Below are 22,610 nucleotides of genomic sequence, written 5' to 3'. Positions count from 1 at the left end.
GAGCCACCGAGAGGAGCCCACCTCATGACTGATTCAGCAAACACTCCCGAACCGGCGCCTCAACAGAGCCTCCTGCGCCGCCTGCGCTGGTACATCGCCATCGTGGTGGTGGCCGCCGTCGTGATCATCGTGCTGGTCGTGTCCGGCGGCGGCTCCGATGACGGCGACGGCGACGACGCCACGGGCGACACCACGCCCCCGGCGGCCGAAGAAGTCGCTGACGACGAACCGATGGACGACGCCCCGACGGCTGGCGACGACGCCACCGGCGACACCGCGCCCTCCGCGACCGACGAGCCCGCTGGCGACGAACCGATGGATGACGACACCACCGAAGCAACCGCTGACCAGTCCGAATCCAGCGACACCGCCGCCGAGCCAACTGCGCCGCCTGCGCCCCCCGAGCCCGAGTTCCCGGGCATCGGGTCCGAAGCAGCGCTGGCCAACCCGCACTGCGACCCGGAGACCGGGAGGATCCGGGTTCCCCTCGTGGACGCCCCGCCGTGCGTGCTCGAGTGGCCTGAGGGTGCCGACAACGGCGGAAGCACGGCCCCGGGCGTCACCGCCGAGGAGATCGTCATGGTGGTGAGGGTGGACTCCGGTCAGACGGAGTTTGTCAACGACGTTGGCAGCATCCCCCGCGGCTGGCTGGACGGCGCCGACATCTTCAACCAGAACTTCGAGTTCTGGGGCCGCCAGGTTCGACTTGAGTTCATCGATGCGAGCGGATCAACCGAGGTGGCCCAGAGGGCCGACGCCACCCGGGCCGTGAATGACTTCCAGCCGTTTTTGGCCACCGACGCCACCACCAGCGGCGAGGGGAAGGCCATCTTCGAGGCCGAGATGGCGGCCCGAGGGGTGATCGTCTGGAGCACGGGGGTCTCCTGGCAGGAATCCCAGGACCAGCCCGGCTTCCGCTGGTCGGCCCTGGCTGACGACAGGGTGACAATGCTCCACGTGGCCGAGTACATCGGCAAGCGCGTCGCCGATTACCCAGTGCAGTGGGCCGGCGACGATGACATGATCGGCGAGCCCCGGCGGATCGGGATGATCTACACCGACCGGTGGAGCAGGGACTTCATGGAAGAGCAGGCCGCCCAAAACGGCTTCGAACTCGTGGAGGCGGTGAGCTACGACGAGGGCGCCGAGAACACGCAGCGACAGGAGCGAGCCCGGGTGATCGCCGCCCGGATGAAGGATGCCGGCGTCACCACAGTGATCGCCGGGACCGACAACCTGTTCACCAGGACAATCACCGCGGCGGCAACCGAGCAGCAGTGGTTCCCAGAGTGGATCATCACCGGCTACAGCGGCCAGGACACGGCCTTCTTCGCCCGCGGCTACGACCAGGAGCAGTGGGCCCACGCCTTCGGGCCGGGTCCGATCGGGGTGAGCGTCGCCGACCAGCCCAACGCACCGGCGGCGTTGTTCGAGTGGCACCACGGTCGAGAGCCGGTCTCGCTGGCCGAGAGGTTCTCCCTTTCGACCTTGAAGCCGCCGATGGCGTGCCTCCACATGGCCGGACCCGATCTCACCCCCGAGAGCTTCACCGAGGGCTGCTTCGCGCTGCCCCCGTCGCTCGGGGCCTACTGCGACTGCGTGACCAGCCCAGGCGCAGCCTATGGCGATGGCCGGCTTCCCTGGACCGATTACACCGGTTACGACGACATGACCGAGAAGTGGTGGGACCCCACGTTCGAGCGCACATCTTCGACCGGGAGCGTTCGGGTCGGCGAATACATGAAGGTCGACGGCGGGCGCCGCTACGCAGTCGGCGAGTGGACCGAACAGCAGCCGAGAGTGTTCGATCCGGACGCGGCCATCGGCATCCTCTACGAACTTCCCCCCAACGACACCCCGCCGAGCTACGAGCGCTAAGCGAGCTGCCCGCGAGGCTCACGCCTTTTCGGAGACCTCCGTGCTGTCGTCGTCGACCGCGGCCCACAGGCGGTCGTAGGCGCTGCCGGTCCCGATGAGCTCGTCGGGGGAACCGATCTCGACTACCCGGCCAGCCTCGAGCACGATGGCCAGGTCGGAGTGCTGGGCCACGTTCTGGCGGTGGGTGACGGTGAGGGTGGTGACCCCCAAGGCCCTGATCGCCTCCAGCACCCGGTCTTCCATCGGGCCGTCGAGGCTGGACGTGGCCTCGTCGAGCACCAAGATGTCGGGCCGGGCGAGCCACACCCGCGCCAGCGCCACGAGTTGGCGCTGCGCGGCGGTGAGGTTACGGGCCTCCTCGTCGACGGGGTGCTCGTAGCCGCCGTCGAGGGCGGTGAGCACATCGTGGGCGCCGATGGCCCGCACCGCCCGGTCGATCTCATCGAGTGAGGCGTCGGGCCGCGAGTAGGCGATGTTGGAGCTGATGGTCCCCTTGAACAAGAACGCGTCCTGGGGGACGATTCCGAGCCGCCGCCGGTAGGAGCGCGATTCGTAATCGGCGATGTCGACGCCGCCGGCGAGGACCCGGCCTGCGGTCGGGTCGTAGATCCGGGCGAGCAGCTTGGTGATCGACGACTTCCCTGCGCCGGTGAACCCCACGAGGCAGGTCACCGCGCCGGCGGGGAGCGTGAACGAGATGTCGTCGAGAACGGGGCGGGTGGTGTGCGGGTAGGCAAAGGCGACCGACTCGAAGGTCACGTCGCCAGCGAGAGGCCCCGCCTGGGTCGCGTCGGGCCGTTCGGCGGGCAGGATCGGCGTGTCGAACGGCTCGGCGAGGCGGTTCCAGGAGACCCGGGCCTCGAGAAGCTCGGTGTAGATCGAGCTCATGTACGACAGGGGCTGAAGGGCCTGCTGGGCCACCAACCGGGCCGACAGGGCGGTGCCCACCGCCACCGTGCCGGCCAGCACCTCGTGGCCCGCGCCCCACAAGATGAGCGCCCCGCCGACGTGGGTGATGAACGCGACGAGCTCCGAGTACAGGTTGGCGATCGAGGTCGCCCACCGCCGGCTCTGGCGCAGCTCCCAGGCATCCTCCACGAACCGGCGATTCGCCTTGTCGACGGCCCCGCAGCCCCGCAGCTCGCTGCGCCCCGCGAAGTGCTCCTCGAACGTGGCCACAGTGCGGCCGAGATCGTCGCGGGCCCGATTGAAGGCCCGCATGCCCAGGTAGAGCTGCCCGGCGGTGAGGGCGAGGATCAACGCGGTGATGCCGATGATCACGGGAGTCAGCTGCGGTACGAGGACGATCACCACCACAATCCCCACGGTGAAGCGGCCCAGGCTGGAGATGAACCGGAACAGCCTCTCCCCCACGAATCCGAGGATGGTGTCGAGGTCGTTGACCACCCGGGTGGCCACCTCGCCTGGCAGCTCGCTGTCGTAGAAGTCGATGCCGAGATTGGTGAGCCGGTGGAAGATGCGGCGCCGTAGCAAATAGCCGATCGACTGGGCGATCTTCATCGACAACACCCTCACGAAGTAGCCGCTGACCGCGAACACGACCCCGATGGCGACCACGGCGAGACCGATCCCGTAGATGGCCCTCGTCTCGCCGTCCACGGCCGAATCGGTGGCCTCGGCGAAGAGAATCTCGGGACCGAGCCCGGCCAGGGAGTTGACCACCAGCAGGATGAGCACGGCCAGAAGGGTGAACAGGGTGATCCCCACCAGCCACCGCACCCGGGGCATGGCGTCCACCCGGCATTGGGCGTCGGAGACGATGGGCGCTTCCTCGCTCACCTCAAGCGAGTGCACGACGTCCATCAGCTCCGACGCTGCCTCGCCGGTGCCCGGTTGCTCGGGGGCGGCGGCGGGGGCGGCGGCGGGGGCAGGCGGGGTGGTCGCGCCGGGGCGGCCGAGCTGCACGACGGAGTCGGCCATCGTGGCGGGACCGGGCCGCCGGGTGATGGCCACGATCGCGGTTTCGGGCAGGAACTGGGCAACCCGCCGGATGATCTCCATCTCGTGGGAGGGGTTGACCGCCGACAAAGCGTCGTCGAGCACGATCACCCGGGGCCGGGCCACCAGCGCCCGGGCCAGGGCCAGGCGCTGGCGTTGCCCGCCCGACAGCGTGAGGCCCCGGTCGCCCACATGGGTGCTCAGCCCGTCGGGCATCCCGGCCACGATGTCGTCGGCGCCCGCTGCGTACAGCGCGGCGTTGATCTCGTCGTCGGACACCGTCCACGCCGCCCCGAGGTCGAGGTTCTGGCGAAGCGACCCCGAGAACAACACCGGATCCTCAGCCACGATCCGCACCATTGTGCGGATGGTGGTGACGTCGAGCTCGCCGAGGGGCCGCCCGTCGAGCAACACCTCCCCGCTCGTCGGCTCGACCAGTCCGCCGACCAAGCCGGCCAGCGTGGTCTTGCCGGAGCCGGGCGGCCCGTTCACCACCACGAGCTGGCCGGGACGAGCCTCGAACGACAGGCGGTCGATCACCGGGGTGCCTTCAAAGGAGACCCTCGCGTCGCGAAGCTCGACCGACTCGAAGCGGCTGGCGGCGGGCCGCCCCTCGGTGGGCCGGGCGCCCAGCGAGAGCACCTCGGCCAGCCGACTCTGGGCGGTGCGCAGGAACTGCCAGGAGCTGGCCAGCTCGTCGAGTATCTGGGCGATGGCGATGACGTACCCCGCCACCTGGAACGTGACGAGGAACACCCCCACCGACAGCTGATCGGCGGCGATGAGCTGAGCACCGGCCACCAGCACCAGCGCGTTGATGAGCAGGGGTACGGCCTTGAGCAAGATGTCGTAGCGGGCCAGCAGCCGGACTCGGGTCATCGAATAGCGGTAGGCCCGCAGCGCCGTGGCCCCCAGTCGCTCCCGCTCGTGCTCTTCGCGCCCGAACGCCCGCATGACCCGCACCCCGCGGACGGGCTCGTCGATGGCGGTGGCAACCTCGGCCCGCTCGTTCAACTCCGCCCAGCTCAGCCCCCACAGGCGCACCCGGAACTTGGAGAGGAACCACAGGTTGAGGGGCAGCGCCAAAAACGCGATCACTGCCAGCGGAGGGCTGAGATAGGCGAGGTACACCAGCAGGGCGATTGTCGCCGGCACCAGCGTGACGATGGAGGGCAGGAACTGGATGATGCGCTGCACCATCTTGAGGTCGGTCATCGACCGGGTGACGAGTTGCCCGGTGGCCATCTGCTTGGGCATCCGGAGGTCGGCCCACTGCACCCGGGTGTAGAGCCAGGCCCGAAGGTCGTACTCCAGCTGATAGCCGATCCGGGCCGTCATCTGGCGGCTGGCGAAACCCACGATTAAGGCCAGCAGGGCCAGCTTGGCGATATGGGACACATAGGGCCCGATGGGAGCGGCCTGGTCGACGATGCCGTTGTCCACCAGGTTCACCACCGCCTGGGCAATCATGAGGGTCAAGATGCTGTTCAGGACGATCAAGGCCAGCACGGCGCGCACCGGCCCTCTCTGGCGGGCCAGGAGCATCCACACCAGCGACCGGCGCGCCGCCGTAGTGGTGGCGGCCGCTCGCTCCCGCATCGACTCGAGCCTGGTCATGTCGCCCTGCCGAGATCGGGATCACGGCCCTCCGGTGCCCTGCCAGGTCGCGCCCCGTCGGATCGCTGGATGGCGGCGCGGGACCCGCCGAGGTAGGAGGCGATCACCGCGGGATCCTCGAGTACATCGCCCACTGCTCCCTCGGCCACCTTGGCGCCGAGGTCGAGGGCCACCATCCGGTCGCAGATCGACGCCAGAACCGCCATGTCGTGATCGATCACCAGGAGACTCGCGCCGGTGTTGTCGCGGATCTGCTCCAGCATCGGTCCGAGTGCCTCCGCCTCCCGCTGGGCGATGCCCGAGGAGGGCTCGTCGAAGAGGATCACCCGGGGCGCGCCCACTGTCTGGCAGGCAAGATCGACAATCCGCCGGGTTCCGGTGGACAGCTCCGACACGAACTTCTCGCGGTAGGTGTCGAGCCCGAGTCCCTCGATCAGCTCGTCCACCTGGCGCTGGAGGCGGTCCTCGGCCCGGCGGACGTCGGGAAAGCCGAGGGCGGCCGCCACCGGGTCGCGGGTGGCCATGGTCTGGTCGAGGGCCACCTTCAATACGTCCTCCACAGTGAGCGATCCGAACAGCCGGGAATCCTGGAACGAGTGCCCGAGCCCCAGCCGGGACCGGCGGTCGGGCGAGAGGTGGGTGATGTCGCGCCCGTCGAGCAAGACCTGTCCCTCATCGGGGGTCTGGAGGCCCGTGATGAGCTCGAACACCGTGGTCTTTCCCGCACCGTTCGGCCCAATGAGGCCGACTATCTCCCCCTCGCTCACTCGAAGCGACACACGATCCACCGCCCGGTTTCCGGCGAACGACTTTGACAAGCCCTGGACCTCGAGCCTCGGCGCGGTGGTGGTCCCGATGGGGGCGCCAGCCGGCCGCCGCTGGGAGGCGCGGGCCGCAGCCCCGCCCAAGAACACCGATCGGACAACGTCGTCGCGCTCCAGCAGGTCGCTTGTGGGTCCCCGGAAGCGGACTTCGCCCTTCTCCATGAAGAACGCAGTGTCAGCGACCGCGAGGGCCACGTTCACTGACTGCTCCACCACCACGATCGTGACCCCGTCGTCGTTCAAGGCCCGCACGACGTCGAGGAGCTGCTCCACCACCACGGGGGCAAGGCCCAGCGACAGTTCGTCGATGAGCAGGATCCGGGGCTTGGCCACAAGCGCCATGGCCACGCCGAGCATGTGCTGTTGGCCGCCGGACAGGTTGGCGGCTGGCTCGTTCAGCTTCTCCCGGAGTCCCGGGAATATCTGGAGCACGCGGCCGGTCTCCCGCTCCATGTGCTGTTTGTCCCGGCGGTGCAGCCACCCGCCCAACGCGAGATTCTCGGCCACGGTGAGGGAGCCGAACACGGCTCGGCCGCCGGGGACCTGGGCGATTCCCAACGCGGCGATCCGGTGCGGCGCCATCGTGGTGATGTCGGCCCCCTCGAACGACACCGACCCGCCGCTGGCCACCGACAGCCCGGACACTGCCCGCAACACGGTGGACTTCCCTGCGCCGTTGGTACCCAGCAGCGCCACGAAATCGCCCTCGGCCACCTCGATGTTGACGCCGAACAACACCTGCACCGGTCCGTACGACACGTCGATCGACCTCACGCTCAACAGCGACCCGTCGTGATCGTCGCCCATGAGGATGTCGGGGAACGAGAAGTAGTCAGTGGGCGGCGCTGGCTTGCTCGGCAGATAGCGGAACACGCCCTCGGCGTCGCGGCGAGGCGACCTCGACACGGCAACCGGCTCCGAGGGCCCGATCCCGGCGGCTTCCTCGGTGGCCGGGTAATCGTCGATGCGCTGGTCGGCCAACAGATTGGGGACCGGGATCTGGCGGCGGAAGGCCACGATGGCCAGCAGGCGCCGACGGACCTCATATAACAGCCCGCCGAGGCCCTCGCGCAAGAACATCAGCACCACCAGCAGGCCGACGCCACTGCTGGCGAACAGCCACAGCGGCCGGATGTCGGCGGGGATGTCGTCGCTGAAGAACTCGGTGCCTTGGAGGAAAACCGCGCCGAGAATGGCGCCCGGCACCGACCCGAGGCCGCCGATCACCACCATGGTGAGGATCCGGATGCTCTCCGCGGGCGAGAACGAGCCCTGGCCGAGCGCCTGCTGGTGCAGCGTGAACAGCCCCCCGGCCAACGAGGCGTAGAAACCCGAGATGGCGAACGCCATCAGCTTGGTCCGGGTCAGGTTCACGCCGAACGCCTGGGCGTTGTTCTCGTTGTCGCGCGCCGCCCGCAACACACGCGCCGTGCGGGTTGCCTCCAGCCGCCCCACCGTCCAGATCACCGCGATGAGCGCGGCAAGGCACACGTAATAGAAGGCGTGCTCGCTCGACACGTCGATCCGCCTCAAGAGAGGCAACCGGGTGACTCGTTCGCCGATGTTGTCGGGCAAAAAGGTAAACCGGTCCTCGTCGAGGAGGAACGACGCCGTCGCCACCGAGAAGGCGAGGGTGGTCACCGCCAGGAACAGCCCTCGAATGCGCAGGGCTGGCAGTCCGACGATTACCGACGCCACCGCCCCGAATACCCCGGCCAGCACCAGCGTGAGGGTGAGGTCCCACTGATAGTGCACGTTCACCACCGCCCCTGTGGCCGCGCCGATGGCGACAAAGCCCATATGGCCGAGGCTGATCTCTCCGGACCAGCCGGTGAGGATCACCATGCTCACGGCGATGATCCCGTAGATCATGACCGCCGCCGCGAAGTTGGTGTCGGAGTCGCCGAGGGCGAGCGGCAGCCACAGCAAGACGAGGACCATCGCCAGCTTGGCCAGCCATCCGCCCCATTGCACCTCCGGCAGAGAGGCCAGCTTGCGGGGGATCTTCTTCACCGACGCGGTCTCCACCCACGACCCCTCGGCCTGGGCTTCGGCTCGGCCCCGGGCGCGCCGCTGGAACAAGAGCACGACGACAACGATCACGAACAGCGCCGGGTCGATCAGCGCCGCGGTGTCCTCGTTCCAGATGATGGCCGTCTCCAGCACGCCAAGAAACGTGGCGCCCACGAACATCACCGAGTAGTTCTCCATCCGCCCCATCACCGCCACGGCCAGCGCCCGCAGGAGGATGGCGGGTCCAAAGGCGGGTCCGAGCGGGAGCCCGAACATTCCCGCCCGCAGCACCATGGCCACCGCGGCCAGCACCGCGGCAATGATCCACACCACGTTCTGGGTTCCCCGCACGTCGATGCCCACCAGCGAGGCGCGGTCCCGACTCTGGGCACTGGCTCTCACCGCGGTGCCCACACCGGTCCGGTTGAGGAACGCCATGAGGCCGAAGATGACAACGGGCACGATGATCATCGCTAACAGGTCGTTGACCGTGAACACGATCGGATCGATCTCGAAGGTGAAGTCGATGGGCGGGTTGAATCTCGGGAAGCGCAGGAGCGCCAGTCCGTCCTCGTCGCTGAACAGCGTCGGGATGTAGAAGCCGATGCCGAGCAGAAGCTGGGCGAGCCCGATGGTGGCGACGCTGAGGATGATCCGCGGTGCCTTCCAGAACCGGCGGATCACAAGGAACTCCACTGCCGAGCCCAGGGCCATGGCGACCACGATCGTGACCGGGAGTACGACGAAGTACGGCCAGTCCCAGTCCCTCAGCAATGACAGCCCAACCGTGGCCGGCACCACGCCCAGGTCGGCCTGGGCGAAGTTGATGATTCCGTTGGTCTTGTACACCAGCGACAGGCCGAACGCCAGCAGCGCGGTGAGCGAGCCCACGACCACGCCCTGGACGATCACCCCCGGCGGCGTGGGCCAGATGAACTGGAGCGCGCCGAGTGCGGCGCCCCAGATCAGCGCCTGGCGCGCGAAGCGAACCAGGGTGTGGGGGCGAACGAGGGTGAGCGAGTTCAACAGAACTCCTCCCGGCGCTCTTCGCACTCGTCGCTTTCCGGTTCGCCGCGAACCACGAGGACGCACCCGCGGGAGGTGACCGCGCCGTCTTCGCTCACGCCGAAGTCGGCCCCGGCCCAGCCGGACTGGTCGCGGGCGTGCTCGTCCACCGACAAGAAGTCAGACCCCTCGGGATCGTGGGTGAACCAGGTGAGGATGTCGCCGTCGAAGTCGTCGTCCTTATCGGCGGGAAGGAACTCGGCGCTTACGAAGAACTCGCCGCCGGCCCGCTCGTGGGCCCGACCGTGGCGCAGCGTCCCGTCTCCGGTGAGGCGCGCCTCCAGCGTCTCCATGGTAACGGTGAGTGCAACGTCGCATTCGGCGACGTCGATCGACGGACCCGCGCACGCGGCGAGGATTAGCGCAAGGAGGGCGACGATCACCAAGAAGGGGGCGCGCCGACCCCCTGCGCGGATGGTCATGGTCGCGGCCACGAGCGGATACTCGCCCGGCGCACCGCCCCCTATTGGGGGGCTAGAGCTCGCCGGAGGCGAGCATGTCGGCGGGGATCTTCATGTCGAGGGCGCCCAGGTAGCCGCCGCCGTCGTCGACGGCGTAGTGGATGTCGTAGCCGAGCAGTTCTTGGGCCCGGCGGGGGAGGGTGCGGGCGATGTCGGGCGGGGTGGCCAGGCAGTTGTTCTCCTCGGAGCGCAGCCAGCCCAGCATGTAGCTGAGGTGGAAGGCGGGCCGGTGCTGGTCTTCGGTGCTGTTGGTGCCCGCGCCGTGGATGGTCGACCCCAGATAGATCACCCTGGAGCCGGCGGGCATCTCGGCATCGGCGAACTCGTGGGGCTCGGGCTGGCGGTCGGGTTCCCAGCGGTGGCTGCCGGGCACCACCCGGGTGGCGCCCAGCTCTTTGGTGAAGTCGCACAGCGCGGTCACCGACGACAGCTCCATCTCGGGACTGGGCTGGGGCATGTGCACCCACACGCCCTCGTCGCGGTGGGGGAACTGGGCTTGGGCCCCCGGCCCCACTACCAGCATGTGGGCCACGTTCACCTGGATGCCGGCGCAGTTGGGCCCCAGCACCGCGTCGGCGATGCCCAGCATCAGCGGGTGCAGCAGCACCTCGGCCACGAACGTGGGCGACTTGGAGGCCAGACCGGTCACGTGGCGCGTGTGCTCGCCGAAGAAGGCGGCGATCGTGGGGCTGATGTAGGTCCGGTTGGAGTCGGGCTTCTCCGCATAGGGCATCAGCTCGGTGAGGATCTGGTCGATCACCTCGTCGCTGAAGCACTCCTCCACGATCACCGCCCCGTCGGCGTCGAGCACCTCCAGCACGTGCTCGAGCGGTTCGTCGTCTTTCAGGTGGACCAGCTCGGCTTGCGATGCCATGTCCCACTGTATTCCGAGTTGTTCAGCTAGGCCTTTTGGAGGAGCCAGAGGCCGACCACGCTGTAGAACACCATGACGAGGAGCATGGGGCGCTGGGCCCAGGTGGCCTCGCTGGCATCGCTGGTCTCCACGGCGCGGTCGTGGGCCACCAGCACCGCGGCGATGTGGCCGAGCACGATGGCTGAGAACTGCACCCAGGCGATGGCGTCGGTGGATACCAGGAAGAAGTTCACCGCCCAATCGGCGGTCCCGAACCAGTTGGACCCGCGGCCGAACGGGTTCGACAGCAGGCGCAGGAAATTCTGCCCGCCGTCAAGGACGAGCAGCGAGAAGTAGTGGGCCACGGTGTAGCCCAGCACGATGGGCACCAGGGAGTGGGCGAAGCGCCGGGCGACCTCGGAGGCGCTCTGCTCGGTGAACCAGCCCACGGCCAACGACCCCAGGTAGTAGAGGAAGGCCATGATGGCGATGACGATGATCATCCCCGCGGTGTTGATCCCGGTGGCGGTCCAGCCCCGGGGATTTCCCACTATGGCGGGCCACAGGGTGCTGCCGGCCAGCGAGTCGAACGTGGTGCCGCCCAGCACCACCAGCAGCACGGCCAGCAGGTCGATGCGGGGGGCGACGGTGGTCAGCCCCGAGAGCGGTGCCCGCAGCCGTACCGCGCCGGTGTCGTCTCGGTACAGCGGCGACATCTTGGCCAGCAGCGAGAACAGCACCCCGAAACCGTCGGCCTGGCGCAGCCAGCGTCGCCCGTACACCGCCGATCCACCCACCATTCCCACCGTGTAGGCGATCATGGCCCCGCCAACCGCCTCGTTGGTGGTGCCCTCGTGGTAGCAGAGCTCGAACAACAGGAACCAGAACAGCGCCACCACCGCAGGCCAGTAGCCGCCGGGAATCTCGCCGGTGTCGTCAATCGGGGGCAGCCCCAGCTTTTTTGCGGTCCACTCAATGGCTGCGGCGATGGTCTCGAACGGGTTGAGCACCCGCCACACATCGCCGAACACCGCGGCCACCATCGCCATCCCTACCCACAGCGCCACGTACACCGTGAGCGGTCCGAACCGCTGGCTTCCCACCGCGGCGCCGCCCACGCTGCTGGCCAGGGCCAGCACGAACAACGCCAGCGAGGCCAATCGGGCGGGAACCGCCACCACATCCAGCACCCGGCCAGCCGCTGTCCCGAAGCTCCGGCCTGAGGCGGCCGCAGGCAGCCAGGGCCGATGCCAAAAGAAGCTCAGGCTGATAAATGTGGCCATCAGGGCGACGGCGGCCCCGATGCCGAAGAGAATGAACGGCAGGGGCAGGTCGCCCCGGGCCCCCACCCCGTGGGCCAAAACAGAGTGCAGCTCAGCGGTCACCGCACCTCGAGCTCCATCACCAGATTACCGTTGTGGTGGGTCTCCGCTTCGAAGATGCCGGGGATGTCGGCTTCGAAGATGATGGTGCCGGGCTGGCCGGGGGCGAAACCCACCACCAGGTCATAGCCGTGGATGTGGAGCTCATCGGCGGTGTCGCCGTTCACGATGATGGTGATGGTGTCTCGGGCGTCGATCTGAAAGCGCTGCACCCCATCCACCGGCTTGCCCCCCGCCACCTCCACCTCGATGGCGACGTTGTCCACCGCAGTCGGCGTGGGCACGGCGTCGTTATCGTTGCCGCACGCGGCAATGGTGAGAGCGATCAACACGGCCAAACCAAACAGGCAGACCATTCCGATTCGGGCAATTCTCATTTGGGGCACCTTGCGCTCGCGGTCTGTCTATAGGGGTGTGGCGACTTCGGGGCGGTCGTTGGAAGCGGAGTTGACCAGGGCAGACACTTCGTAGGCCTCCAGGGCATCGTCAGGATAGGGCTCGAGGAGCTGGGTCAACGTCTGGGAGTCGTCAAGGGCGTTGTCCAGCCAGAGGTCCTCCACTTCCTCCGACAAGATTACCGGCATCCGATGGTGAATCGGCCTGAGCAGGTCGTTGGCCGCGGTGGTGATGATGGCGCATGTCGAGATCCGGTTGCCCTCTGGGTCGCTGCTCATCGACCAGAGCCCGGCGAAGGCGAATGGCTCGCCGGATCGCAAGGCGACCCGCATGGGGCGCTTGGCGTCGCCCGCCTTCTGCCACTCGTAGAAGCCGTCGGCCAGGATCAGGCACCGCCTGCGCCGCAGCGAGTCACGGAAGGTGGGCTTCTCAGCCACCGTTTCCGCCCGGGCGTTGATGATGGGTGGGCCCGCCGAGTCGCTCTTGGACCACTGGGGGATCAGCCCCCAGCGTATGAAGCCGGCTCGACGGGCGTCGCCGCCGACCACGGCCAGCACTTGCTGGGTGGGGGCGATGTTGTATCTCGGCTCGAAGTCATCCCGGTTGCTGTCGAAGTCGAACCGCCGGGCCAGCTCATCCAGGCTGGCGGTCAGGCTGTACCGGCCACACATCTCGATCCCATTATGAGCCTGAACAGGGCATCCCACCAACCCCCCGAGTGCTGTCTCAGTGCCAGTCGTGCGACGGCGGCATGGCGACCCCCGAGTCGATGGCGCGCAGGTCGGTGGCGATCACGTTCACGGTCCCGTCCCAGGTGGAAACCCGCCCGGTGACCGCGATCACCTGACTGCGCAGCTCCCGGTGCCGCCGGGCGAACACGTCGGCCCCGACGATCACCTGGGTGTCGCCCGTCTCGTCCTCGATGGTCACGAACACGGTGCCGTTGCGCCCCTGCGGATGCTGTCGGGCCACCGGCCAGCCCGCCACTTTGACCGTTTCGTCGTCGTCGAGCTTCTCAACCTCGGCGGTGGGCAGCACCCTGGGTCCGAGATCGGGTCTGATGAACTCCATGAGGTGGCCAGCGGGGTAGATGCCCATGGCCCGATACTCGCCCATCATCTTCTCCCGCTCCGAGAAGTCTGAAAGCGGGGGCACGCGCTCGTCCGTGGGCAGCGACAGGGCGGTTTGGTTGCGGCCCGAGGGTCGGGTTTGCAGCCCCGACTCCCACAGCGCCTCCCTGCGATTGGCGGTGATGGCGTCGAACGCCCCGCCCAGCACCAGCGAGAGCACTGCCTGGGGTTTCAATCCCGTGCGGCGCACCAGGTCGCCGGCGGTGGTGTAGGGGCCTTGGCGCTGTCTCTCGGCCACGATGAGCCTGGCCGACTCCGCCCCCACGTCGGTGATGAGCTGAAGCCCCAGCCGCACCGAACCGCCTTCTGGCGAGCACACCGCTCGGCTCCGGTTGACGCACGGGTTCAGAAACCGCGCGCCGAAGCGCCAGGCATCCTGCTTCAGCGTCTCCATGGGGTAGAAGCCCATCGGCTGGTTGTTCATCAGCGCTGTGAAGAACTCCACCGGGTGGTAGCGCTTGAGCCAGGCGGCCTGGTACGCGGTCACGGCGAAGGCGTGGGAGTGCGACTCCGGGAACATGTAGTGGCCGTTGATCTTGGAGAAGATCTTCTCGGCGGCCTCTTCCGGGACGCCGTTCTGCCGGGCGCCCTCGGCGAATTTCTTCCACCACACCTCGATCAGGTGCTCGCTGTTGGGCCGGGCAAAGGCGCGGCGCACCTCGTCGGCCTCGGCCGCCGTCATGCCCGCCACATCCTCGATGAGCTGCACCACCTGCTCCTGCCAGACGATGATGCCGTACCCCCGCTCCAGGGCGCGCTTCTCCAACGGGTGGTCGTACTCCCACTCCGCGCCGTGGCGGTAGCGCTCCACGAACCGGGAGACGGCGCTGCCCTGGGTGCCCACGCCGGGACGGATGAGGGCCACCTGATAGGCGAGGTCGAGCAGGTCGCGCGACTTCAGCCGCTGGGCCATCTTCAACTGCGCGGGGGACTGGAGCAAGAACACCCCCTTGCACAGGCCGGCGTTGATCATGTCGTAGACGCCGGGATCCTCCAGGTCGATCCTGCCCAGGTCGGGCCGGTGCCCCTCCCGCTCTCCCACGAGGTCGAGAGCCTCCTCGATCTGGTCGAGCACCGGCAGCGAGAGGAGGTCGATCTTGGCGAAGTTGGCGTCGGCCACGCTGTCTTTGTCCCAGTCCATGATGTAGCGGCCCTCGGTGGCCCCGGCTCGTATGGGGACCATCTCCGAGATGGGCGAACTGCTAAGCACCATGCCGCCCACGTGCTGGCTCAGCCCCCGGGGAGCGCCCATGAGCTGCGGGGCGAGATCGAGCAGGTCGCGCCATCGGGGAGCGTCCACCTTGTCTTTGAAGTCCGCCATCTGGGTCATCTCACTGCGGAGGTCGGCGGCGTGGCGGGAGTGCAGCCGCTTCGACAGCAGCCCGAGGCGCTCTTGGGGCAGTCCCAGGGCCCTGCCCAGGGCTTGGATGACACCCTTGATCTTGTAGGTGGTGACGGCTCCGGCCAAAACGGCGTGCTCGGGTCCGAAGTGGCGGTGGACCCGCTCGATCAGCTCGTCTCTCAGCTCCCGGGGGAAGTCGAGGTCGATGTCGGGAAGCGTGGTCATGTCCTCGGAGATGAAGCGCTCCAGGGTGAGGTTCCACTTCAGGGGATCGACGTGGCTGATGCCGATGAGGTATCCGACGAGCAGGGACACCGACGAGCCGCGCCCCCGCCCCGGCGGCCTCTCCTCCACCGGCGTCTCTGGGCCGACTGCACCCCGCTCCACGAGGATCCGCTGGGCCAACAGCGCGATCTGCCGGTACAGCAGCAAAAAGCCGGCGAGGTTGAGGCGCTCGATCAAGCAGAACTCCTCGTCTAGGCGCTGCTCCACCTCTGAGGTGATGCCGCCGTAGCGCCGGACGGCCGCCTCGCGGCAGAGCTGTTCCAGGTAGCTCTGAGGCGTGCAGCCGGGGGGCACCGCGGCATCGGGCAGGGCATAGCCGAGGTCGGTGCTGAGGTCGAAGGAGCACTGCTCGGCGACGCGAAGGGTGTTGGACACGGCCTGTGGGCAATCGCTGAAGAGGTGCTCCATCTCTGCGGGGGGTTTCAGGTGCAGATGATGGTTGGGCCGCAGGTGCGGCAGAGCCTGATCGATGGTGGTGTTGAGCTTGGCGGCCACCAGCGCGTGTTGGAGCCGGGCACGGTCCGGGGTGTGGTAGTGGACGTCGTTGGTGGCGACGACCTGGGCGCCGGCGTCGGCGGCGATCCCGGCCAGCTTGCGGTTGCGGTCGGTGTCGCCGGGCAAGAAGTTCTGCTGAAACTCGACATACACCGAGCCGGGCCCGTACCAGTCGAAGTATTGCTTCAGCAGGCCGTGGGCCTCACTGGCACGGTCGTCGGTCGCCAACCGCGAGAGCGGCCCGTCGCGCCCGCCGGTCAGCAGAACCACGCCTTCGCAGTGATCGGGCAGGTGGGAAGGATCGAGCTTGGGATCCCGGCGGTCGCAGGCATTGGCCAGGGTGAACAGGCGCGAGATGTTGGAGTACCCCGCCCGTGTCTTCGCCAGCAGGGCGAGCCTCGAGCCGTCGGTCAGCGTCAGCTCTGCGCCGGTGATGGGCTGGGTGCCCAGGCTCTTGGCCAGCCGGGCGAACTCCAGCGCGCCGCACAGGTTGGTATCGGTCAGGGCCAGCGCCGGATAGCCGTACTGCTTGGCCTGCGCCAGCAGCTCGTGGACATGCGACGCCCCCTCCCCGAAGGAGTAGAAGCTCTTGGCTCGAAGCTCCACCCAGGCAGCCATCAGAAGCCTGTCGTCAGCAGTTCGCCTCTAGTAGTTCCCATCAGAGTCCGCTATCAGGCGCTTTGTCGGTACCAGCGGTGGTCAACGCAGTCTCGGAACAGGGTGATCAGCCTGCCGTCGCCGGGATCGATCCGGTAGTAGGAGCGGGTGATGGGCTTTGGGAGCCACCACAGGTCGATTGTCCACCGGTCGTCGATGCGGGCCACCTCCATCCAGCGCTTGCCCGCACAAACTGACCGCGGCTCGCCCGCCGCGTCCTCGCGCACGTCCACGGGGTTCGGGGCCAGCAATGGCCTGATGGTGTCCTGTCCCGACGGGTCGATGGGCGTCTGGAGGAATCGCATCTCCGGGACGGGGTGCCAGGGTGCGACGCCGGCGATTCGGTACAGGGCGTGTCTGCCTCCCATCAGCGGCCGCAGCCTGCGGTCGGCCTCGACGAGCCGCTGAAGCCGGTCGCGCCGAGCGTCCTTCAGCAGTGCTAACTGAGCGATCGACTGGCCGGTGAAGTCCGCCAGGGTGAGCGTCACGTCCTCGACGGGATGGGACGGCGGGTCGGCCTCCAACCGGTTCCGGACGATTTCGGCGGCCCTCTCCCACGCGTTGACGGGCTGCTTGAACCGGACACTTCGCTCCCACGTCGGCCAGCCCGGCGCCGTGCCCAGCAGATGTGCCACCCCGGCGTGCCGGCCCTTCACCTCGGGCCGTGTGAATGCCCGTCGCAGAAGGGCGTCCACCGCCACCAGCAGGGCCTCGATGGAGGAGGAGTGCAGCGACAGCGAGATGCGCTCCACCACCGGTTCCTCAGAGGCCAGGGGCACCACGGGGGTGTCGTCGATGCCGTGGCACAGCGACCACGCCCGCTGGCCCTCGGGACCGAACCTGTCGGCCAGCACATGCCTGCTCATCGAGGCGACGGCACCCATGGTGTGCAGGCCGAAGCGGTGCATTTCGCTTCTCGCGCTGGCCGAGACCGGAAGCAGGTCGATGCTGTGCGGGGCGAGGAAGGCCCCCACATCGTCGTCAACCTGGGAGGCACCTGGACCCGAGCGCGCCCGGGCGGCGACGAAGGCGGGAAACTTGGCGTCTGCCACCCCGACACGGGGGCTCAGGAAGGCGGGAACCGCGTCCAACAGCGCGGAGACAGCGCCCTCTTCGCCGCCGTAGAGCCCCTCCAGTCCATCCAATCGTACGTAGGCCATGCCCAGATCAGCCCCCTCCACGCGGTTGCTGACTTCCTGCAAGGCGGTGAGCACGCGGGCGAAAACCTGGCGATAGTAAGGCTCGTCGGCATCCAGCACCACGGCGTCCTCATGGTGCGACATCGCCTCCGCCAAGCTCATGCCCTCCCTCACCTCGCGAGCGGCGGGGAAACGATCCACGATGAGAGCCCTCGACTTCGACGCATTGCCATCGACAATCAACACAGGACTGTCCTTCAGATGGCCATGCCGCCCCATCTCCACCTTCGCCCGCAAATGGGTAACCAGCACACACCCAACCCTCATGGGACACCCGTGCGGAGGTCGCTGCAACTACACAGGACCACCTTATTGACGCCTATGACACATTCGACCCGAGCCGCTGCGCGTTGCGCTCCAGGCCGTCAGATTCCTGGTGTAGGGCTCTGCAAAGTGGAGTTTGAAATCGCTGCAAAGTGGAGTGCAAAACTGCTGCAAAGTGGAGTTTGAGGGGCTAAAAGTCCTTGTACTGGCGCTAGTCTGAGGCTTCCGAGAGATTCGCCGGAGATGAGATGGCCAGAGGCGAAAGATGTCGCTTCGTTGCATTGGGCCTGCTGAATAAGCTCCTCCCTGTGGAGCTCACCACGATGATTGAGACGCGGCCTGGTGTTCGCAGTGGCAAGCCTTGCTTCGTTGGCACGCGGATAACGGTCAATGACGTGCTGGACTATCTGACTGCGGGTATGACGCCGTCGGAGATAGCTGGTGACTTTCCCGAGTTGAGCGAGCAGCATGTCCTCGCTGCTGTTGCCGGTTGAGCTTGTTGCATCGGTGAGCAATTCGACAGCGATCTCTTGGGGGCAGTTTGAGGAGCGGGCTCCTGAACTGGCCGAGCGGATTCGGTCGCGGTTTGAGATCCATATGCATGCGGTGATGGCCACGCTGCGTCGAGATGGGTCACCCCGGCTGTCCGGGATGGAGGCGCCGATCCGCGATGGACATCTGTGGCTGGGAATGATGCCGGACTCGCTCAAAGTGGCCGATCTGCAACGCGACCCGAGGTTCTCGCTGTACAGCTCACCGGATACCGAAGAACTGCTACTTGGTGATGCCCGCATTGACGGCCGAGCAGTGGCGGCCACTCCTGCTGAGGTGGATCTATTCATAGCCGGCCACCGAATGCCCATCGATGATCCCAAAGCCATGGTGCTGTTCACTGCCTGCATCTCTCGTGCCACCCTGACCCGCGTCAAGGGCCAGGAATTGGTGATCGACACCTGGGCCCCAACCGACGGCCTCCAAGAGATTCGCCGAAGCTGAGATGGCCTACACTCCACTCGCGATCAGAACGGATTGAGCTGCCGGTCCCTGTGCGGGTCCGGTTGGAGTCAGATGGAAAGCGAGAAAATCAACAATCACGCGGCGTTCATCTGGTCGGTGGCCGACCTGCTGCGAGGCGTGTACAAGCAGTCGGAGTACGGCCGGGTAATCCTTCCACTGACGGTGCTGCGTCGGTTGGACTGCGTACTGGAGCCGACCAAGGAAGAGGTGCTGGCCGCTGTTGGGCGATTGCCCGACACTCTCCAGAACCGCGATCCGTTGTTAGCCAAATTTGCGGGTCAGTCGTTCTTCAACACCTCCAGGCACACCTTCGCCACTCTGCTAGGCGATCCCGACAACGTGGCCGGGAATTTGCGCAACTACATCGCGGGGTTCTCCGAGTCGGCCCGCGACATCGTCGACAAGTTCAACTTCGACGGGCAGATCGACCGGCTAAACGACCACAACTTGCTGTACCTCGTGGTGTCCAAGTTCGCCGACCTCGACCTGAGCCCCGAAACGGTGTCCGACCTGGACATGGGCTACCTCTACGAGGAGCTGATCCGGAGGTTCTCCGAGTTGTCCAATGAAACCGCCGGCGAGCACTTCACCCCTCGAGAGGTGATTCGGCTCATGGTGAATCTCCTATTTCGCGAGGACGACGAGTTGCTCACGAAGCCGGGCATTGTGAAAACGCTGCTCGACCCGGCCTGCGGCACCGGCGGGATGCTGTCGGTTGCCGAGGACTACCTCCGCCAGCTCAATCCAGAGGCCCGTCTGATGGTATTCGGCCAAGAGGTGAATGCCGAGACCTACGCCACCTGTCGCGCCGACATGCTGATCAAGGGCCAGGAGGCCTCCAACATCAAATTCGGCAACAGCTTCGACGACGACCAGCACCAGGGCGAGCGGTTCGACTACCTGCTGGCTAATCCTCCGTTCGGAGTCGAGTGGAAGATGGTGGCCGACAAGGTCAAGGACGAGCACGCCATTCAAGGCTTCGCTGGCCGCTTTGGTGCCGGGCTACCTCGCATCAACGACGGCAGCTTCCTGTTCTTGCAGCACATGATTGACAAGATGAAGCGCCGTGACGAGGGCGGTGCCCGACTGGCCATCGTGTTCAACGGATCGCCGCTGTTCACCGGCGGCGCCGGTTCGGGTGAGTCGGAGATTCGCCGCTGGATCATAGAGAGCGACATGCTCGAAGCAGTCGTCGCCCTCCCCGACCAGCTCTTCTACAACACCGGCATCGCCACCTACATCTGGGTGGTCACCAACCGCAAGGCCCCGCCCCGCCGCGGCAAGGTCCAGTTGGTCGACGCCCGGGACCAATTCACCAAAACGGGCAAGAGCCTCGGCCAAAAGCGTAAAGAACTCTCGCCTGACCAGATCGACGAGATCGCTCGCCTATACGGATCATTCGAAGAAGGCCCCCAAGTCAAGATCTTCCCCAACGAGAGCTTCGGCTTCCTCCACATCACCGTAGAGCGCCCCCTCAGACTCCGCTGGGAGATCACCGATGACACCCTCTCTGTTGTCGGAACCGACAAAAAGGTGGCCAAACTCGACTACGACCGGCGCGAGTCCCTACTCACCCAGCTTCGCGCCCGCCGCGGTGACGTCTACTCAACCGAGCGCGCCGCCCAGCAGGCTGCGCAGGAGGCCTTGCAGACAGCCGCCGCGGATAAGCCTGCCGCCATCGTCAAGGCAGTAACCGAGGCTCTCGCAATCCGCGACCCCGATGCTCCCATCATCACTGACCGGTCAGGCACTCCCAAACCCGACCCCGACCTACGCGACTACGAAAACGTCCCCCTACCCCCGATGGCCGTGCCCTTCGAACCCGACCCCGCCGCCCGCCTCCAAGCCATCGAGTACAGCTCAGCAGTCGACGACTACATCCAAGCCGAAGTCCACCCCTACGTCCCCGATGCCTGGCACGATCCCGACAAGGCCAAAATCGGCTACGAGATCCCTCTGGCACGGCATTTCTTCACTTATGTGCCGCCTCGCTCGCTTCGGGAGATCGACGCCGAGATCAACATGTTGGAATCCGAGATCCAATCGCTTCTACTTGAAATAGCCGAGTGACCATACGACTTCGACACCTGGCGGCGATCAATCCGCCTGTCCCAGAATGGGAGCAGATTTCTGATGATTGCTTGCTTACCTTCATTCCTTTGGAAGCTGTATGGCCACGTCAGGTGGACTTCACAAGAGCTAAGACCAAATCGGAGACATCCACTGGGTACACGCGGCTTATGGAGGGGGATGTCGTCGTTCCGAAGATCACGCCAACGTTCGAGGCAGATCGCTCTACTTGGATTAGAGGTTCCCCGACGACTGTCTTGACAGGCACAACCGAGCTTCATGTCGTCCGTCCTGGTGGGAAGCTTGATCCGAGGTATCTGGATTATCTGCTCTCCTCCCGCCCATTTTTGGAGGGTGGAGCGAGCGAAATGATTGGTGTGGCGGGGCAGAAGCGAGTACCCGATGAATGGCTTCGCAACTTCCTTGTGCCAATAACCGACTTATCGCAACAGCGGAAGATTGCCGACTATCTTGATATCGAAACTACCCGAATCGAAGCTCTCATCTCCAAGAAGCGCCGCTTGACCGAACTCCTCGACGAGCGTCGTGCGGCCTATGTGGGTTCGGCCGTAGTGATAGGACTTGACAATCGGGATGATCTAGTGGAGACGGGGAATCATCATGTGCCTCAACTCCCGAGTGGTTGGCGATTGATGCGGTTGCGTCACGTCGTCGAAGAGATCATCGACACGCCCCACAAGACTGCTCCTGTTGTTGACGACAAGGAGTACCTGGTGGTGCGGACGGCCAATGTCAAGACGGGTCGCCTCGTTTTCGATGATGCGCGCTACACAGACAGAGCGAGTTGGATCGAGTGGAACCGACGAGGCGAGCCGTGTCCGGGCGACGTCATGTTTACTCGTGAGGCACCCGCTGGAGAAGCGTGTGTTGTTCCTGCAGGGGTGCCACTCTGCATTGGGCAGCGAATGGTTTTGTTTCGAGTGAATCCGGCAGTTGCTTGTGGAGAGTGGATAGTTCACTCCATCTACTCGGGACCAGCGCAGCGATTCATTGAAACCTTGTCGAATGCGACGACGGTTGCCCATCTCAACATGTCCGACATACACGACATCCCCATCGCAGTCCCTGACAAGGATGAGCAGCAACAGATACTGGCTCAAGTCCGGAGGGAGGTTCGACGTCACGAGGAAGCAGTCTCAAAGCTGAATGAGCAAATCACACTTCTCGCAGAACGCCGTCAAGCCCTGATAACGGCAGTGGTGACGGGTGAGATGCCAGTGCCTGGTGTATCGGCTTAGGTGGTGGTGCTGAGGCTGGGCCTCAGATGCCTCTCCGTTGAAACCACGCTGTGTCAATCTCAGGACCGCCTTGGAATGGTCAAAAATAAGCGAAGTGTTGACCGTTGGAACCGTTCAGAGCACAGCCTGAAGTAGACATATGGTGCTCCTTGTATGCGCGTCTAATACTCCCAAGCAACTTCAGTCGCGAGATAGTCTCGAATCATGGTGCGGACTACTACTTCACCAGGGTTCTGAACTATGGCGTATCGGTAGACACCCTCTTGAACCGAAATCCAACCATCTACGATCGGTTCGGTGCCCACAACTCGTTGGAACAATCTGCTCCCAACCTCTGGCCAAAACGACCCCGGTGAAATGCGTTCGAATGCATCTCGTTGTTCGACTGTCATTTGACTTACAGGCAAACATTCAACTAAGGAGGGTGGGTAAGCAAGAGGTTCT

14 protein-coding genes are annotated in these 22,610 nt (G+C 65.9%); 5 read left to right on the top strand and 9 right to left on the bottom strand.

All coding sequences use genetic code 11. From position 1 onward, the window contains the following. Positions 1-24 precede the first annotated feature (24 nt). Positions 25-1,878, top strand: coding sequence for a hypothetical protein (locus ACOGI7_RS11325; protein ID WP_419848869.1), 1,854 nt, complete (start codon positions 25-27; stop codon positions 1,876-1,878). 18 nt (positions 1,879-1,896) lie between these two features. On the opposite strand, the gene ACOGI7_RS11320 is transcribed toward ACOGI7_RS11325, so the two are convergent. From ACOGI7_RS11320 to ACOGI7_RS11280, 9 genes are read right to left on the bottom strand one after another with little or no spacing between them, the layout of a single operon-like run. Next, positions 1,897-5,454, bottom strand: a complete 3,558-nt coding sequence (locus ACOGI7_RS11320) for an ABC transporter ATP-binding protein (RefSeq protein WP_419848868.1) — start codon at positions 5,452-5,454, stop codon at positions 1,897-1,899. Then, positions 5,451-9,317: an ABC transporter permease subunit gene (locus ACOGI7_RS11315; protein WP_419848867.1), complete on the bottom strand. Its 3,867-nt coding sequence runs from the start codon at positions 9,315-9,317 to the stop codon at positions 5,451-5,453. Before ACOGI7_RS11315 ends, ACOGI7_RS11320 begins: the two co-directional genes overlap by 4 nt. Then, positions 9,314-9,790 (bottom strand): hypothetical protein, encoded by a 477-nt coding sequence (locus ACOGI7_RS11310; RefSeq protein ID WP_419848866.1) that lies wholly within the window; start codon positions 9,788-9,790, stop codon positions 9,314-9,316. Before ACOGI7_RS11310 ends, ACOGI7_RS11315 begins: the two co-directional genes overlap by 4 nt. A gap of 40 nt (positions 9,791-9,830) precedes the next feature. After that, positions 9,831-10,691, bottom strand: a complete 861-nt coding sequence (locus tag ACOGI7_RS11305) for a phytanoyl-CoA dioxygenase family protein (protein ID WP_419848865.1) — start codon at positions 10,689-10,691, stop codon at positions 9,831-9,833. 26 nt (positions 10,692-10,717) lie between these two features. Next, positions 10,718-12,055, bottom strand: coding sequence for a hypothetical protein (locus ACOGI7_RS11300; RefSeq protein ID WP_419848864.1), 1,338 nt, complete (start codon positions 12,053-12,055; stop codon positions 10,718-10,720). After that, positions 12,052-12,429 (bottom strand): hypothetical protein, encoded by a 378-nt coding sequence (locus ACOGI7_RS11295; RefSeq protein WP_419848863.1) that lies wholly within the window; start codon positions 12,427-12,429, stop codon positions 12,052-12,054. Before ACOGI7_RS11295 ends, ACOGI7_RS11300 begins: the two co-directional genes overlap by 4 nt. Before the next feature lie 27 nt (positions 12,430-12,456). Next, complete coding sequence (locus ACOGI7_RS11290; RefSeq protein WP_419848862.1) at positions 12,457-13,119, bottom strand: SOS response-associated peptidase; 663 nt, start codon at positions 13,117-13,119, stop codon at positions 12,457-12,459. A gap of 55 nt (positions 13,120-13,174) precedes the next feature. Further along, positions 13,175-16,318 (bottom strand): DNA polymerase III subunit alpha, encoded by a 3,144-nt coding sequence (locus ACOGI7_RS11285; protein ID WP_419848861.1) that lies wholly within the window; start codon positions 16,316-16,318, stop codon positions 13,175-13,177. A gap of 53 nt (positions 16,319-16,371) precedes the next feature. Beyond that, positions 16,372-17,808, bottom strand: a complete 1,437-nt coding sequence (locus tag ACOGI7_RS11280) for a DNA polymerase Y family protein (RefSeq protein ID WP_419848860.1) — start codon at positions 17,806-17,808, stop codon at positions 16,372-16,374. Positions 17,809-18,128: 320 nt separating this feature from the next. Between ACOGI7_RS11280 and ACOGI7_RS11275 the strand changes: the two genes are divergently transcribed. The 4 genes from ACOGI7_RS11275 to ACOGI7_RS11260 all read left to right on the top strand — a co-directional run bounded on the left by ACOGI7_RS11275 (position 18,129) and on the right by ACOGI7_RS11260 (position 22,166). After that, on the top strand, positions 18,129-18,314 hold the full coding sequence (locus ACOGI7_RS11275) for a DUF433 domain-containing protein (RefSeq protein ID WP_419848859.1): 186 nt from the start codon (positions 18,129-18,131) through the stop codon (positions 18,312-18,314). Positions 18,315-18,327: 13 nt separating this feature from the next. Further along, a complete protein-coding gene (locus tag ACOGI7_RS11270) occupies positions 18,328-18,816 on the top strand; it encodes a pyridoxamine 5'-phosphate oxidase family protein (protein ID WP_419848858.1) in 489 nt (162 codons plus the stop codon). A gap of 72 nt (positions 18,817-18,888) precedes the next feature. Further along, positions 18,889-20,907, top strand: coding sequence for a type I restriction-modification system subunit M (locus ACOGI7_RS11265; protein ID WP_419848857.1), 2,019 nt, complete (start codon positions 18,889-18,891; stop codon positions 20,905-20,907). Beyond that, positions 20,904-22,166, top strand: a complete 1,263-nt coding sequence (locus ACOGI7_RS11260) for a restriction endonuclease subunit S (protein ID WP_419848856.1) — start codon at positions 20,904-20,906, stop codon at positions 22,164-22,166. The genes ACOGI7_RS11265 and ACOGI7_RS11260 overlap by 4 nt, the downstream gene beginning before the upstream one ends. Positions 22,167-22,610: the final 444 nt, after the last annotated feature.

This window comes from Candidatus Poriferisocius sp. (assembly GCF_965204145.1).
Lineage (GTDB): Bacteria > Actinomycetota > Acidimicrobiia > Acidimicrobiales > Bin134 > Poriferisocius.
The sequence above is the reverse complement of the archived record's forward strand: the minus strand, read 5'-3'. Positions and strand labels throughout refer to the sequence as shown.

Excerpts from the sequence above, each read along its gene's own strand:
- ACOGI7_RS11290 (WP_419848862.1), bottom strand. The coding sequence starts at position 13,119 with ATGTGTGGCCGGTACAGCCTGACCGCCAGCCTGGATGAGCTGGCCCGG.
- ACOGI7_RS11295 (WP_419848863.1), bottom strand. The coding sequence starts at position 12,429 with ATGAGAATTGCCCGAATCGGAATGGTCTGCCTGTTTGGTTTGGCCGTG.
- ACOGI7_RS11305 (WP_419848865.1), bottom strand. The coding sequence starts at position 10,691 with ATGGCATCGCAAGCCGAGCTGGTCCACCTGAAAGACGACGAACCGCTC.
- ACOGI7_RS11265 (WP_419848857.1), top strand. The coding sequence starts at position 18,889 with ATGGAAAGCGAGAAAATCAACAATCACGCGGCGTTCATCTGGTCGGTG.
- ACOGI7_RS11285 (WP_419848861.1), bottom strand. The coding sequence starts at position 16,318 with ATGGCTGCCTGGGTGGAGCTTCGAGCCAAGAGCTTCTACTCCTTCGGG.
- ACOGI7_RS11325 (WP_419848869.1), top strand. The coding sequence starts at position 25 with ATGACTGATTCAGCAAACACTCCCGAACCGGCGCCTCAACAGAGCCTC.
- ACOGI7_RS11320 (WP_419848868.1), bottom strand. The coding sequence starts at position 5,454 with ATGACCAGGCTCGAGTCGATGCGGGAGCGAGCGGCCGCCACCACTACG.